The 12,724-nt window shown below is 70.0% G+C and carries 9 protein-coding genes and 2 pseudogenes; 8 read left to right on the top strand and 3 right to left on the bottom strand.

Translation table 11 applies throughout. The features are described from left to right. Positions 1–75: 75 nt before the first annotated feature. The 3 genes from AC5P09_RS37615 to AC5P09_RS37605 all read right to left on the bottom strand — a co-directional run bounded on the left by AC5P09_RS37615 (position 76) and on the right by AC5P09_RS37605 (position 3,068). The gene (locus tag AC5P09_RS37615; RefSeq protein WP_493878191.1) at positions 76–912 is read right to left on the bottom strand and encodes an ATP-binding cassette domain-containing protein; all 837 of its coding nucleotides are present in this window, start codon (positions 910–912) and stop codon (positions 76–78) included. Next, positions 909–1,904 carry an ABC transporter permease gene (locus AC5P09_RS37610; protein ID WP_266446446.1) on the bottom strand — a complete coding sequence of 332 codons (996 nt, stop codon included), beginning with the start codon at positions 1,902–1,904 and terminating at the stop codon, positions 909–911. Before AC5P09_RS37610 ends, AC5P09_RS37615 begins: the two co-directional genes overlap by 4 nt. A gap of 141 nt (positions 1,905–2,045) precedes the next feature. Further along, the gene (locus AC5P09_RS37605; RefSeq protein WP_493878190.1) at positions 2,046–3,068 is read right to left on the bottom strand and encodes a sugar ABC transporter substrate-binding protein; all 1,023 of its coding nucleotides are present in this window, start codon (positions 3,066–3,068) and stop codon (positions 2,046–2,048) included. Positions 3,069–3,520: 452 nt separating this feature from the next. Here AC5P09_RS37605 and AC5P09_RS37600 point away from each other — a divergent pair, with 452 nt between their 5' ends. The 8 genes and pseudogenes from AC5P09_RS37600 (at position 3,521) to AC5P09_RS37565 (ending at position 12,643) form a co-directional block, all read left to right on the top strand. Then, positions 3,521–6,082, top strand: a complete 2,562-nt coding sequence (locus AC5P09_RS37600; protein WP_493878189.1) for a GH32 C-terminal domain-containing protein — start codon at positions 3,521–3,523, stop codon at positions 6,080–6,082. Positions 6,083–6,158: 76 nt separating this feature from the next. Further along, positions 6,159–6,452, top strand: a complete 294-nt coding sequence (locus AC5P09_RS37595; protein WP_493878188.1) for a putative quinol monooxygenase — start codon at positions 6,159–6,161, stop codon at positions 6,450–6,452. A gap of 208 nt (positions 6,453–6,660) precedes the next feature. Continuing rightward, on the top strand, positions 6,661–8,097 hold the full coding sequence (locus tag AC5P09_RS37590; RefSeq protein WP_493878187.1) for a 3-hydroxybutyrate oligomer hydrolase family protein: 1,437 nt from the start codon (positions 6,661–6,663) through the stop codon (positions 8,095–8,097). A 139-nt stretch (positions 8,098–8,236) separates the two neighbouring features. Continuing rightward, on the top strand, positions 8,237–8,704 hold the full coding sequence (locus tag AC5P09_RS37585) for an SRPBCC family protein (RefSeq protein WP_493878186.1): 468 nt from the start codon (positions 8,237–8,239) through the stop codon (positions 8,702–8,704). 305 nt (positions 8,705–9,009) lie between these two features. Further along, entirely contained in the window at positions 9,010–9,423 is a 414-nt protein-coding gene (locus AC5P09_RS37580; protein ID WP_493878185.1) for a hypothetical protein, read from the top strand. Continuing rightward, positions 9,309–9,914: pseudogene (locus AC5P09_RS37575) on the top strand (ABC transporter substrate-binding protein); the annotation flags it as partial. The gene AC5P09_RS37580 and the pseudogene AC5P09_RS37575, both read left to right, overlap by 115 nt. A gap of 67 nt (positions 9,915–9,981) precedes the next feature. Further along, entirely contained in the window at positions 9,982–10,326 is a 345-nt protein-coding gene (locus tag AC5P09_RS37570; protein WP_493878211.1) for an ABC transporter substrate-binding protein, read from the top strand. 116 nt (positions 10,327–10,442) lie between these two features. After that, positions 10,443–12,643 (top strand): annotated as a pseudogene (locus tag AC5P09_RS37565) (bifunctional serine/threonine-protein kinase/ABC transporter substrate-binding protein). Positions 12,644–12,724: the final 81 nt, after the last annotated feature.

Below are 12,724 nucleotides of genomic sequence, written 5' to 3'. Positions count from 1 at the left end.
GGAGGAAACGGTCTCCTGTGCTCGTCGGTTCCGGCCGCGGCCTCGGCCGGAATCCGTGCGTGCTTCAGTGGTACGTCAGTTGGCCTGGACGCCCGCGGCCTTCGCCGCCTCTGCGTCCGTTACGACAGTATCTCCGGCCTCGTCGACGGTGAGCGCGCCGGTCATGATGGCGACGACCTCCGCCATGGAGTAGTCGGAGGGCTTGATCACGGCGGCTCGTCGGCCCAGTCGGTGGACGTGGATCCGGTCGGCGATCTCGAAGACGTGCGGCATGTTGTGGCTGATCAGGACGACCGGCATACCCTTGTCCCGGACGCGGCGGATGAGGTCCAGGACCTGGCCGGACTCCTTCACGCCGAGGGCGGCGGTGGGCTCGTCCATGACGACGACGCTGCGGGCCCAGGCGACGGAACGGGCGACCGCGACGGCTTGGCGCTGTCCGCCGGAGAGCGTCTCGACCGACTGCGTCAGCGAGCGCAGGCCGATCTTCAGGTCGGCCATGTGCTCGGCGGCCTCCTGGCGCATGCGCTTCTTGTCCAGCATGCGCAGGACACTGCCGAGGACGCCGGGGCGGCGCAGCTCGCGCCCGAGAAACACGTTCGAGGCGATGTCCATGGAGGCGGCCACGGCGAGGTCCTGATAGACCGTCTCGATGCCGTGGGCGCGTGCGCTCTGCGGTCCGGAGAAGGTGATGGGTTCGCCGTGGAGGCGGATCTCGCCCGCGTCGGGGGTCAGCGCGCCGGTGAGGGCTTTGATCAGGCTGGTCTTGCCGGCTCCGTTGTCGCCGATGACGGCGAGGACCTCGCCGGGCAGCAGGTCGAAGTCGGCGCCGTCGATGGCGGTGACGTGGCCGTAGCGCTTGACCAGCCCGCGGGCCTGCAGGACAGGGGCGGGGGAGGAGGTGGCGGTCATCGGGCCTTCTTCCGGGAGAGCTGGTCGATGGTCACCGCGAGGATCACCAGGACTCCGGTGATCAGGGTCTGGTAGATGGAGGCGACGCCCATCAGCTGCAGGCCGTTGCGGAAGACACCGACGATGAGGACGCCGATGAAGGTGCCCAGGACCGATCCGCGTCCGCCGAAGAGGCTGGTGCCACCGAGGACCACGGCGGTGATGCTGTCGAGGTTGTCGGTCTGTCCCGCCTGGGGGTCGCCGACTCCGGTGCGGGAGATGAGCAGCAGGGCGGCGATGCCGTAGAGGAGGCCGGCCACGGTGTAGACGCCGATGGTCAGCCGGGAGGTGCGGATGCCGTTCAGCCGCGCCGCTTCCGGGCTGTCGCCCAGCGCGTGGACGTGCCGGCCCCAGCCGGTGCTGCTCAGCGCGTAGGCGAGGAGGAGGAACAGGGCGATGGTGACCAGGGAGCCGTACGTGATGTCCGTGCGGCCGAGCGGGAAGGTCTGCCCGAGGGCCGTCAGCGGGCCGGGCAGGTTGGTGACCGTCTGCTCTTCGGAGTAGATGTGGGTCAGCGCGAACGCGACGTTGAGCATGCCGAGGGTGACGATGAACGGCGGCAGCGGGATCTTCTGCACCAGCAGCCCGTTGAGCAGTCCGAACCCGCCGCAGACGACCAGGCCCAGGGCGATGGCGACGAGCGGGGGCAGGGATCCTTCGGCGGCCATCTTGGCGATCACGATGCTGCCGAACGCCATCACGGCACCGCACGACAGGTCGATGCCCGCGGTGAGGATGATCAGGGTCTGTCCGATGGCGAGGGTGCCGACGACCATGACCTGCTGCACGATGAGCGAGAAGTTGCCGCCCGTGAGGAACTGGTCGGTCGAGAGGGAGAAGAAGGCGCAGGCCAGGAGAAGGGCGACCAGCGGGCCGGTGGTCGGTGCCGTGAGCAGTCTGCGGGCTGTGGTCGGTGCTTTGAGCTCGGCGTACGGCGTGGTCGTGGCTGTCATGCGAAATCCTTGTCGGAAGACGGAGGTCGTTGCCCGCCCTGGTCGGAGGACAAGAGGACAGGCGGCCGTCCCCCGGTCAAGGGGAAGGGACGGCCGCCCCGCTGAGGGGAGAGGCGGAGGCGTACGGGCCTCGAAGGCGGCTCAGCCCCAGCAGTTCTCCAGGCCGTAGGCGGTGTCCTTGGACGTGACGCCGTCCTGCGGCTTGTCGGAGATCAGGGTGACGCCCGTGTCGGTGTAACCGGACGCCTTCTTGCCGTCCTTGGCGTACGTCACGACGGCCTTGACGCCCTCGGCGGCCATCTTCAGCGGGTACTGCTGGGAGGTGGCGGCGATCGTGCCGTCCTTGACCGCCTGGGTCCCGGTGCAGCCGCCGTCCACGGAGACGATCAGGACGTCCTTCTCCCGGCCCTTGGCCTTGATCGCGGTGTAAGCGCCGAGTGCGGCCGGTTCGTTGATGGTGTAGACGACGTTGATGCCGGGCTCCTTCTGGAGGCAGTTCTCCATCGCCGTCTGGCCCTTGGCCTGGTCGCCTCCGGTGTCCTGGGAGCAGACGACCGCCGGGTCCTTCTCGTCGATGCCGAAGCCCTTCAGGAACCCGTCGTGCCGCTGGACGCCGACGGACACACCCGGTGCGAGGTCGAGGGTGGCTATCTTGGCGGTCTTGCCCTTCATGGCCGCCTTGGCGTACTCGCCGATCAGCTCGCCGGCCTTGAGGTTGTCGGTGGCGAAGAGGGCGTCGACCGCGCTCTCCGGCTCGGGCGGGGTGTCCAGGGCGATGACCAGGACGCCCTTGGCGCGGGCCTTCGCGATCGCGGGCACGATGGCCTTGGAGTCGCTCGGGGTGATCAGGACGCCCTTCACGCCGGAGGCGACCATGTTCTCGAGGGCCGTGATCTGACCGGCGTTGTCGCCGTCGAACTTGCCGGCCGCGGTCATGAGCGTGACGCCCTCGGCCTTCGCGGTCTTCTCCGCGCCCTCCTTCATCTTCACGAAGAACGGGTTGGTGTCGGTCTTGGTGATGAGACCGACCTTGACGTCGCCTGAACTGCTGCCGGCGGACGACGATCCGGAGCCGGATCCGCAGGCCGTCAGGGTGAGGGCCGCGATACCCGTGCACGCAGCGGCTCTGAGGAGGGAAAGGGGCAGACGAGCGGTGCGAGGCATGAACGACTCCTGCGGGATTGCGAGCGGCGCGGTCGGCATCGGAGCATGCCGTCCCGAGGTGTCATCGTTGACTTATGTCATCGTTGACACCGCATGGCGAGGATGATGGACTCCGTCTTCTGGAAACGTCAATGCCCTGTACGCGTCACAAATCAGCAACGTCCCGCGGCCGTTGTCCGCCCGTGGGTCTCCGGCAGTTGGCGCGGCTCGCCACGGCTGACGGCGTATGACAGGCGTGCGCGCCGCGTTGGGGCACATCAACCCCCGAACCGGTTGACGCACCGGCCGAGTTGCCTCCATCATCGGGCCACTCGATGTCATCGATGACACAAGTCAACGATGACACTCCTTGTCGGCGCCGCGGACGACGGCGTCGGCGAGGCGTCACTTTCCGGTCGCTCCACGCCGGCAGCAGGCTCCGCTGCGTGGACGGCCGCGGCACAGGAGACACCATGAGCTCTGTACGTGTATCCCGGCATGCCCGCACACGGATGATCGCGGCGGTGGCGACCGTCTGTGCCCTGTCCGCAGCCCTGCCGGCCCCCCAGGCTGTCGCTGCCGACATCCCCCCGTACTCCGAGACCTACCGGCCCCAGTTCCACTTCACGCCGGAGAAGAACTGGATGAACGACCCCAACGGCCTTGTGTATTTCAAGGGCGAATACCACCTCTTCTACCAGTACAACCCCAATGGCAACTCGTGGGGCGACATGTCCTGGGGGCACGCGGTGAGCAAGGACCTCGTGCACTGGAAGGAGCTGCCGCTCGCCTTGTCGCACGACGACGAGGAGATGGTGTTCTCCGGCAGCGCGGTCGTCGACTGGAACAACACCACCGGGTTCGGCACGAAGAAGAACCCGCCCATGGTGGCGATCTACACCAGCTTCGCCAAGGACACGGGCATCCAGGCGCAGTCGCTCGCCTACAGCACCGACCGCGGCCGCACCTGGACCAAGTACCAGGGCAATCCCGTCCTCGACATCGGCTCCAAGGAGTTCCGCGACCCCAAGGTCCAGTGGTACGCGCCGACCAAGAGCTGGCTGATGACGGTGTCGCTGTCCACCGAGCACAAGGTGCAGTTCTACTCGTCGAAGAACCTCAAGGACTGGGACCTGCTCAGCGAGTTCGGGCCGGCCGGCGCGACGGGCGGCGTGTGGGAGTGTCCCGACCTGTTCCCTCTCGCGGTCGACGGGGACGAGAACACCATCAAGTGGGTCCTGGTCGTCAACATCAACCCCGGTGGTATCGCCGGTGGTTCGGCCGCCCAGTACTTCATCGGCGACTTCGACGGCAAGAAGTTCACCGCCGACGACAAGGGCACCTACACCCCGCCCAGCGGCACGGTGGTCCAGGACTTCGAGGGCACCGGCTTCGGTACGTGGACGACCACCGGCACCGCGTACGGCGACGGACCGGCGGCCGGGGCACTGGCCGGGCAGGGAACCGTCGACGGGTTCGACGGCAAGGGCCTCGCCAACAGTTTCCACTCGGGTGACGGCACCACCGGCACCCTCACCTCACCCGATTTCACCGTCGACAGCCCCTACTTGAACTTCAAGGTCGGCGGCGGACGGCACCCGCATGAGCCCGGAACCGTCATGGAGCAGGGACCGCCGCCCGAGGGCACGGTCCTCGCCGACTTCGAGGGCGCCGGCTACGGCGACTGGACGACGACCGGAGACGCCTTCGGCCCGGCACCGGCCACCGGCACCCTCCCCAACCAGCAAGAGGTCTCCGGGTTCCTTGGCGAGGGCCTGGTCAACACCTACCTGAACGGCGACTCCACCACCGGCACCCTCACCTCACCCGAATTCACCATCGACAAGAAGCACCTGAACTTCCTCATCGGCGGCGGCAACCACCCCGTCGGCGCCGCCAACCCGACCGCCGTCGAACTCCTCGTCGACGGCCAAGTGGTGCGCAGCGCCACCGGAAAGGACGCCGAGGCGCTCAACTGGACGTCCTGGGACGTCGGCGACCTCGCCGGCAAGAAGGGGCAGATCAGGATCGTCGACGACAACACCGGCGGCTGGGGCCACCTCAATGTCGACCACATCATGCTGTCCGACACCGAGGCCCAGCCCGTCTCCCAGGAGACGTCCGTCAACCTGATCGTGGACGGCGAGATCGTCCGCAGCGCCACCGGCTCCAACAGCGAGACCCTGGACTGGGCCTCCTTCGACCTGCGTCCCTACGCCGGCAAGAAGGCACGTATCCAGATCGTCGACATGAACACCGCCGGCTGGGGCCACATCATGGCCGACCAGTTCACCACCGCCGACACGGCCGCCCAGTCCGTCGTACAGCGCGCCGACTGGGCCGACTACGGCAAGGACTACTACGCGGCGGTGTCCTGGGAGAACGCACCGGGCGGCAAGCGGTACATGATCGGCTGGATGAACAACTGGGACTACAGCGGCGCCGTTCCCACCTCCCCCTGGCGCGGTACGCAAAGCATCCCCCGCGAGATGGCCCTACGCACCATCAACGGCCAGATCCGGCTCACCAGCAAGCCGGTCGACAACCTGGAGACCCTGCGGCAGAACAGCCCGGCAACGGCGACCGGCGTCACCGTCAACAACACCACCAAGCCCCTGATCGGCCCCCCGGCCAAGGGCAAGGCACTCGACATCGAAGCGACCTTCTCCCTCAAGGACGCCGAACGCTTCGGCCTCAAGGTGCGCACCGGCGCGGGCGGCGAGGAGACCGTCATCGGCTACGACACCACGACACAGGAGTTGTACGTCGACCGGACCCGCTCCAGCGCCGTGGACTTCAACAGCACCTTCCCCGGCGTCCAGCGAGCCCCGCTGCAGCCCAAGAACGGCAAGGTGAAGCTGCGGATCCTCGTCGACTGGTCATCCGTCGAGGTCTTCGGCGGCAGCGGTGAAGCGGTGATCACCGACCAGATCTTCCCCGACCCCGCCAGCCGGGGAGTTGAGGTCTTCGCCGAGAACGGCTCGGTGAAGCTGGACCGCGCCGGAGTCTGGCACCTCGACTCCTACCGCGACTGACCCCGAACCACGGAGAACCACGGAGAACGACGGAGACCCGTGGAGAACCACGGAGAATCATGGAGGACACCACACCGTGAACAAGACCCTGCTCGCCGAGTTCACCGCCCGCGAGGGCGCGGAGGCCGACATCGCAGGCCTGCTGCTGGACTACGCCCAGAGAGTGCGTGAGGAAGACGGCAACCTCGCCTTCGACGTCTACACGAAGGCGTCCAACCCGCGCGCTTTCTGGATCTTCGAGGTGTACCGGGACGAGGACGCCTTCCAGGCACACCTGAAGGCCCCCTACGGAGGACCGTTCAACACCGAACTCGCCCCGCTGATCGAGGAGGACGCTTCGGTGCTGACCTTCCTCGATCCGGTGACCTGACGACCCCTGTCCTTCTCGGCCTTGCGCCGGCAGCGGCGGCTGCACCGTGATCGTCCGCGAGCAGCCGTCGAATGCGGTGCGGTGACACGGCCTGCCATGGTGTGTGACGCCTCTGTTCGGACCGCTGTCATGGCGGGCCGGCACATGTCCCGTGCGGTGATCGGCCCCTAGCCTGCGGCCTGTCAACCACTCGACTTGGAGGTCTCGGATGCAGCCACCTCGTGCAGCCACCGCACCGCCCCGTAGACGGACCGGGCGGCGTGCCGTGTCCGGTGCGCTGTCGCTTGCGGCCGCCTTCTCGCTTCTCGCCGTGGCGGTGCCGACTGCCGGTGCGGAGGGAAGCACGGGCGGCCACTGCGCCGGCCGGGCCCGGGTGCACGTGCCGGGCGCTGCCTTCCAACGGGCCGACTGTCTGGATGAGTTGACCACGGCCGGCACGGTGGCCTCCGGCCACACCGATCCGGCCGACTTCGCGGGCCTGACTCCCAAGAACCTCATCACGCCGAGCGGCGTTCCCGGAATCCAGATCGACGGCTACTTCCCCGACTCCTCGACCACCAACACCAACCACGGCTGGAACCACGACGCACAGCTCGTCATCCGGCTGCCCGACCACTGGAACGGCGCACTTGTGGTCTCCGGAACCCCGGGCAACCGCGAGCAGTACGCCAACGACCGCGCGATCTCCGACTGGGTGCTCGCGCGCGGCTACGCCTACGCCGCCACCGACAAGGGCAACACCGGCCTTGCCTTCCATCGCGACGGCCGCAGGCCTGGTGACGCCATCAGCGAGTGGAACACGCGCCTCACCCAGCTCACGCGGGCCGCCCGCGCCGTCGTCGCGCAGCGCTACCACCGGCCCCCTGCCCGCACCATCGCGACAGGCATGTCCAACGGCGGCTACCTGGTGCGCTGGCAGCTGGAGAACCACCCCGAGCTGTACGACGGGGGAGTGGACTGGGAAGGCACCCTCTGGCGCTCCGACGGCCCCAACCTGCTCACCTTCCTGCCGCCCGCGCTGCGCGCCTACCCGGTTTACGCGGCGGGTGGTCCCGGCGCCGAGGACGGCCTGAAGGCCATGCACAAGGCCGGCTATCCGGCGGGCTCCGAATTCCTGTGGTCCTACCATCACCAGGTCTACTGGGACCTGACCCAGCGCATCTACCGCGAGGAGCTGGATCCTGGCTTCGACGGGGCGATCGAGGCGGGCAACCCGTTCTGCGCCTCCGGGACCCCGGGCTGCGACGCCGACTACGACTACGGCACCCGGCCGCCCGCGGTCCACCGTGCCGTCGACCGCATCGCCCTGACCGGGCGCATCAGCAAGCCGCTGATCACCCTGCACGGCACTCTCGACGTGCTGCTGCCCATCAGCCAGGACTCCGATGTCTACGCCCGCATGGTGCGCGAGGCCGGGCGAGGCGCACTGCTGCGCTACTACCGCATCGAGGACGGCACCCATACAGACTCACTCGTCGACGCCTTTCCTGCAAAGCTCCGCCCGATGGTCCCCTGCCATCGCTCCGCCTTCACAGCGCTGGAACGGTGGCTGACCGGACAGGGCCTCCCCCCGGCCGACCACACCGTCCAGCGCCCGCCCGGAGCGGACTCCGCGACACTGCTCACCGGCTGTCAGCTGGACTAGGCGCACTGTCCAGGAGGGGCGGATTGGTCGCGTTGGTGCTCTGGCTCTGGCGTCGCCTCCCGGGGGCGATGGGGTCGTCCGGGGCGACGTCGGCGGGGTTCTCTGCCTTGCGGGATCTCTTCGGCCCTAGGATCGGCTCATGAGCAGGACCGACCGCGCCAGCCGGGTGATCGCGGCACCACCGGCGACCGTCTACGGCGCCCTCCTCGATCGGGAGTCGCTCGAGGCCTGGCTGCCGCCGGACGGTATGCGCGGGCGGGTCGAGCGGTGGGACCCCCGGCCTGGCGGAGGGTTTCGGATGGTCCTCACCTACCTCGACGCCTCCGACAGCCCCGGCAAGACCTCAGATGCGACGGATGTCGTCGACGTCGCGTTCGCCGACCTGGTGCCTCCGGAGCGCGTGGTGCAGCGGGCGGTGTTCGAGGCAGACGACCCGTCGTTCGCGGGCACCATGACGATGACCTGGCACCTCGCTGCCGCGGGTGAGGGGACCGAGGTGACCGTCACCGCCACGGACGTGCCCCCCGGCATCGACCAAGCGGTCCACGAGGCCGGGATCGCCTCCTCGCTGGCCAACCTGGCGTCGTACGTCGAAACGGTCGGCTGACCCAAGTCGACTGCGTCCGGGCTCGGCGGAGCCGACACCGGTGGTGAGGCGGTGGCAGATGATTGGCTGGTAGCCGCCCAAGCCGCCCAAGCCGCCCAAGCCGCCCAGGCCGTCCACGCGGTTGGCCGACGCCTGGCTGGCGAACCGGATGCACAGAGCCGGCCGCCCATGGACGCAGGGTCGGTCTCTCATCCGCGGACTACCGCCGTGTCGGTCATCGTCCCGGCCGTTCGGGGGATATGCGGGCCGCCGCCGGCGCGCTCTCCGCCCCGCGGTGGCATCCCTTGACGGGACGAAAGGAAGACATGATGCCGCTCTACCTCGGTGTCCCCGACGACACGCGCCCGCTCCTGGAGCGCTGCCTCGCCAAGGACCCGGCCGCCCGGCCCACTGCCCGCGAGGTGGACGAGACACTGGTCGAGAACACGCCCCACGACACCGTCGACTGGCTGCCCGACGCCGTCGTACGACTCGTCGCGGACCTCCCGGACATTGACGCGACGGCCCTCGACGCCGGAGCGGACGGGCAGCCGACGGACGTACCCGCAGACGCACGCCACGGACCCCAAGTCGTCGCCGCTTCCTGCTGTCCGGCGGCGCGGCCCTGCTCGCGGCCGGTGGCGGTGCCGCCCTCTGGACCGCCCGACGTGGCGACGGCACCGCGCCCGCTGCCTCGGCCCGGGCCCGCCGCTGGATTCTCGGTGTCCAGGCCGACCTGACGGGCCCGCAGAAGACCGTCGGGCAGGCCCAGGAACGTGGGATACGGCTGGCGGTCGAGCAGTTCAACTCCCGCGAGGACAAACCCTTCTCCCTCACCCTCAATACGGTCGACGACCGGGGCGACGCGAGCCGCGCCGCCAAGGTGGCCCGTACCCTGGCCGCGGACCGCGACCTGCTCGCCGTCATCGGCTCGACCGGCGACGCGACCACAGGGGCGAGCCTCGACAGCTACGACGAACAGCTCGTCCCCCAGCTCACGGCCTCATCCGCGCAGTCCGTGTACGGCACCGCACAGCCCCGCCACTTCCTCCAGGCCGTCCCCGGGTACACGAGCCTGCCCGCCACGGCGGCCTTCTCCGTCCGGACCCAGGGCGCTCGGCGTGTGGGCGTGCTGATCGACCGCGACGGAGGCATCCCGGCCTGGGAGCTCGGCCGCACGATGTTCCAGAACCTCGGCGTCCTCAAGATCGCCGGCGAGCCGCGCGTCGCACCGCGGCTGGCCGGGAACCTCGCCCCGGTGGTCGCCGCGATGGCCGCGAACCGGCCGGACCTTTCGTCTGCACGGGCACCCCGCCCGTGCCGCGGCCGTCGCACGCGCCCTCGCGCAGACGGACTTCAACGGCCTGCGGGTGCTCGGCTATCCGGCCGCCGGACCGGAGTTCCTGACCGCCGCGGGCGCTGCCGCCGACGGGTGGCAGGTCTTCGCCCCGTACATCGACCCGTCGGCCGCCCCCGTCCGCGCCTTCGCCACCGCCTACCGAAAGCGCTACGGCTCCGCACCCCCGTACTGGGCGGCCGAGGCATACGACGTGGCCCGCATGGTCATCACCCGCCTCACCGCAGCCGGCGGCCGGCCCTCCCGGGAGAGGCTGTACGACCTGCTGGCGAAGGGAACGTACTAGGGACTCGTCCGGCCGTACGCGTTCGACGAGGAGTACGGGTCGCTCAAGGGATACGAGATCTTCCGTTACGAGGTGAAGGGCGGCCGGTACTCCTACGTGGGCCAGGTCGACTTCTGATGCGGCCCCTGACCTCCGACGACCCCGAGGAGATCGGCGGGCACCGGCTGCTGGCCCGGCTCGGCGCGGGCGGCATGGGCGTCGTCTACCTCGCCCGTACGACGGGCGGGGCGCTCGTCGCCCTCAAGACGATCCGCGCCGAGCACGCGGCGGACCCGGTCTTCCGCACCCGGTCCGGCGTGAGGTGACGGCGGTCCGCGGTCTGACCGGGCGCTGGCTGGTGCCGGTCATGGCCGCCGACACGGAGGGCCGGGAGCCCTGGCCGGCCACGGAGTTCGTCCCCGGACCGTCGCTGGCCGAGGCGGTCGACGGCTTCGGTGCGCTGCCCGTCGCCGCCGTACGCACCCTGGGATCCCGGCTGGCCGACGCGCTGACCGCCGTACACGACGCGGGAGTTGTGCACCGCGACGTGAAACCGGGCAACGTCCTGCTCGCTCTCGACGGCCCGCGCCTCATCGACTTCGGCATCGCCCACGCCGCGGGCGCCACCGCGCTCACCGCACCCGACGCCGTCGTCGGCACGCCCGGCTTCCTCGCGCCGGAACAGGCACAGGCCCGCGCCGGGGAGGTCGGCCCGGCGAGCGACGTCTTCTCGCTGGGCTGCGTCCTGGCATACGCGGCCTCGGGCCGACGGCCGTTCGGCAGCGGGTCCGCGGCGGGTGTCCTGTTCCGTACGGTGCACGAGGAGCCGGACCTGGCGGAAGTCCCCGGCGAGCTACGGGCGTTGGCCGGGAGGTGCCTGGCCAAGGACCCGGCCGAGCGGCCGACGGCCAGGGAGGTCGCGGCCGTGCTCCGTGACCCGCGGGTCTCGCTCGCGCGTCAGATCTCCGAAGACCGGGAGGAGGGCTGGCTGCCGCCCGCGGTCCTGCGTATGGTCGCCGAGCGCTCCGCACGGGCACTGGACGTGCCCACCCCCCAACGCTGCCCGCGGCAACCGACATTCGGCGACGCGGCCGACGACCCCGCGCCCTCGGCCTCCCAGGACGCCCGCCCTCCGACCCGACGGCGCGTGTTGCTGATGGGGAGCGCGGCGGCGTCCGTGGTCGCCGTCGGCGGTGGGGTCACCGCCTGTCTGGCCGCCGGGCGGGGCTCCAACGGCGGTTCGGACGGCGCCCTTCCCGTGCACACTCTGGGCTTCCAGGCCGACCTGAGCGGCACGAACAAGGCGGACGGCGTGGCACAGGAGCGCGGGGCGCGGCTCGCTGTGGAGCAGCACAACGCGCGCGCGGGCATCACGTTCCGCCTCGCCCTCGACACGGTCGACGACCGGGGCGAGGCGGCCCGAGCCAAGCAGGCGGCCCGGCGCTTCACCGAGGCCAAGGTGAGCGCGGTTCTCGGCCCCAGCACGGCAGTGGCGGCGCTCGCCGCCGGCCCGCTCTACCAGGACGCGCGCACCGCCATGGTGCTGATCTCCGTCGGCGACGACAGTCTCCTGTCGGCGAATCTGCGCACCCTGCGCGTCACCCGGGCGCCCGAGTCCTTCCTGGCGTTTCCGCTGACCTCGTATCTGACCGATGTACGACCGGTGGACCGCACCGCCGTCATCGACGACCGGGCGGCGGGCCGGACGGGCTGGGAACTCACCGACCGGCTCAGGCTGGAGCCGCCCCATGAGGGCATGACCAGCGTTCACCAGGTGGCGGCCGACAGCGACGGCTTCGCTCCCGCCGTCCGCGCCGCCCTCGCCGCCAAGGCGCAGGCCGTCGTCTTCAGCGGCACATCACCCGAGCGCGCCGCACGCTGCGCCCGCGCACTCGCCGACGCGGGCTTCACCGGACCGCGCCTGGGCACTTGGCGCATCATGCGCCCGACCTTCCTCCAGCAGGCCGGAACCGCGGGCCAGGACTGGCTGTTCGGCACCCCCTTCACCGACCCCGGCATCGTGTCCCGCACCTTCAGGACCGCCTACTGCGCCAGATACGGCACGGCGCCCGGGCGCTGGGCGCCGGAGGCGTACGACGCCGTGGGGCTGGTCACGCGCGCCCTGGAACGACTGGGCGGAACGGCCGACATCGAAGCGAGGGCCGTGGCCCAGCGCCTCTTCACGGGCACCTACCAGGGACTCGCCAAGACCCTCCGCTTCACCGACGGGTCCCACACTCTGGAGCCGCGCGGGGCGTTGTACTTCCTGTTCCAGGCGAAGGGGAATGCCTTCCGCTTCCTGGGACGCAACGACCAGGTCAAGCCAGTTCAAGGGTGACCTGAACGCGGCACGTCCGGCGAGAGGCAGAAGGGGCGGGCCACCGCATGGTCCGGAAAGGATCTGCCCTTCGGCCGGATG

The organism is Streptomyces sp. a15 (assembly GCF_059026085.1).
This window is presented reverse-complemented; position numbering and strand designations above follow the sequence as displayed.

Excerpts from the sequence above, each read along its gene's own strand:
- AC5P09_RS37615 (WP_493878191.1), bottom strand. The coding sequence starts at position 912 with ATGACCGCCACCTCCTCCCCCGCCCCTGTCCTGCAGGCCCGCGGGCTG.
- AC5P09_RS37610 (WP_266446446.1), bottom strand. The coding sequence starts at position 1,904 with ATGACAGCCACGACCACGCCGTACGCCGAGCTCAAAGCACCGACCACA.
- AC5P09_RS37605 (WP_493878190.1), bottom strand. The coding sequence starts at position 3,068 with ATGCCTCGCACCGCTCGTCTGCCCCTTTCCCTCCTCAGAGCCGCTGCG.
- AC5P09_RS37600 (WP_493878189.1), top strand. The coding sequence starts at position 3,521 with ATGAGCTCTGTACGTGTATCCCGGCATGCCCGCACACGGATGATCGCG.
- AC5P09_RS37590 (WP_493878187.1), top strand. The coding sequence starts at position 6,661 with ATGCAGCCACCTCGTGCAGCCACCGCACCGCCCCGTAGACGGACCGGG.
- AC5P09_RS37585 (WP_493878186.1), top strand. The coding sequence starts at position 8,237 with ATGAGCAGGACCGACCGCGCCAGCCGGGTGATCGCGGCACCACCGGCG.
- AC5P09_RS37580 (WP_493878185.1), top strand. The coding sequence starts at position 9,010 with ATGATGCCGCTCTACCTCGGTGTCCCCGACGACACGCGCCCGCTCCTG.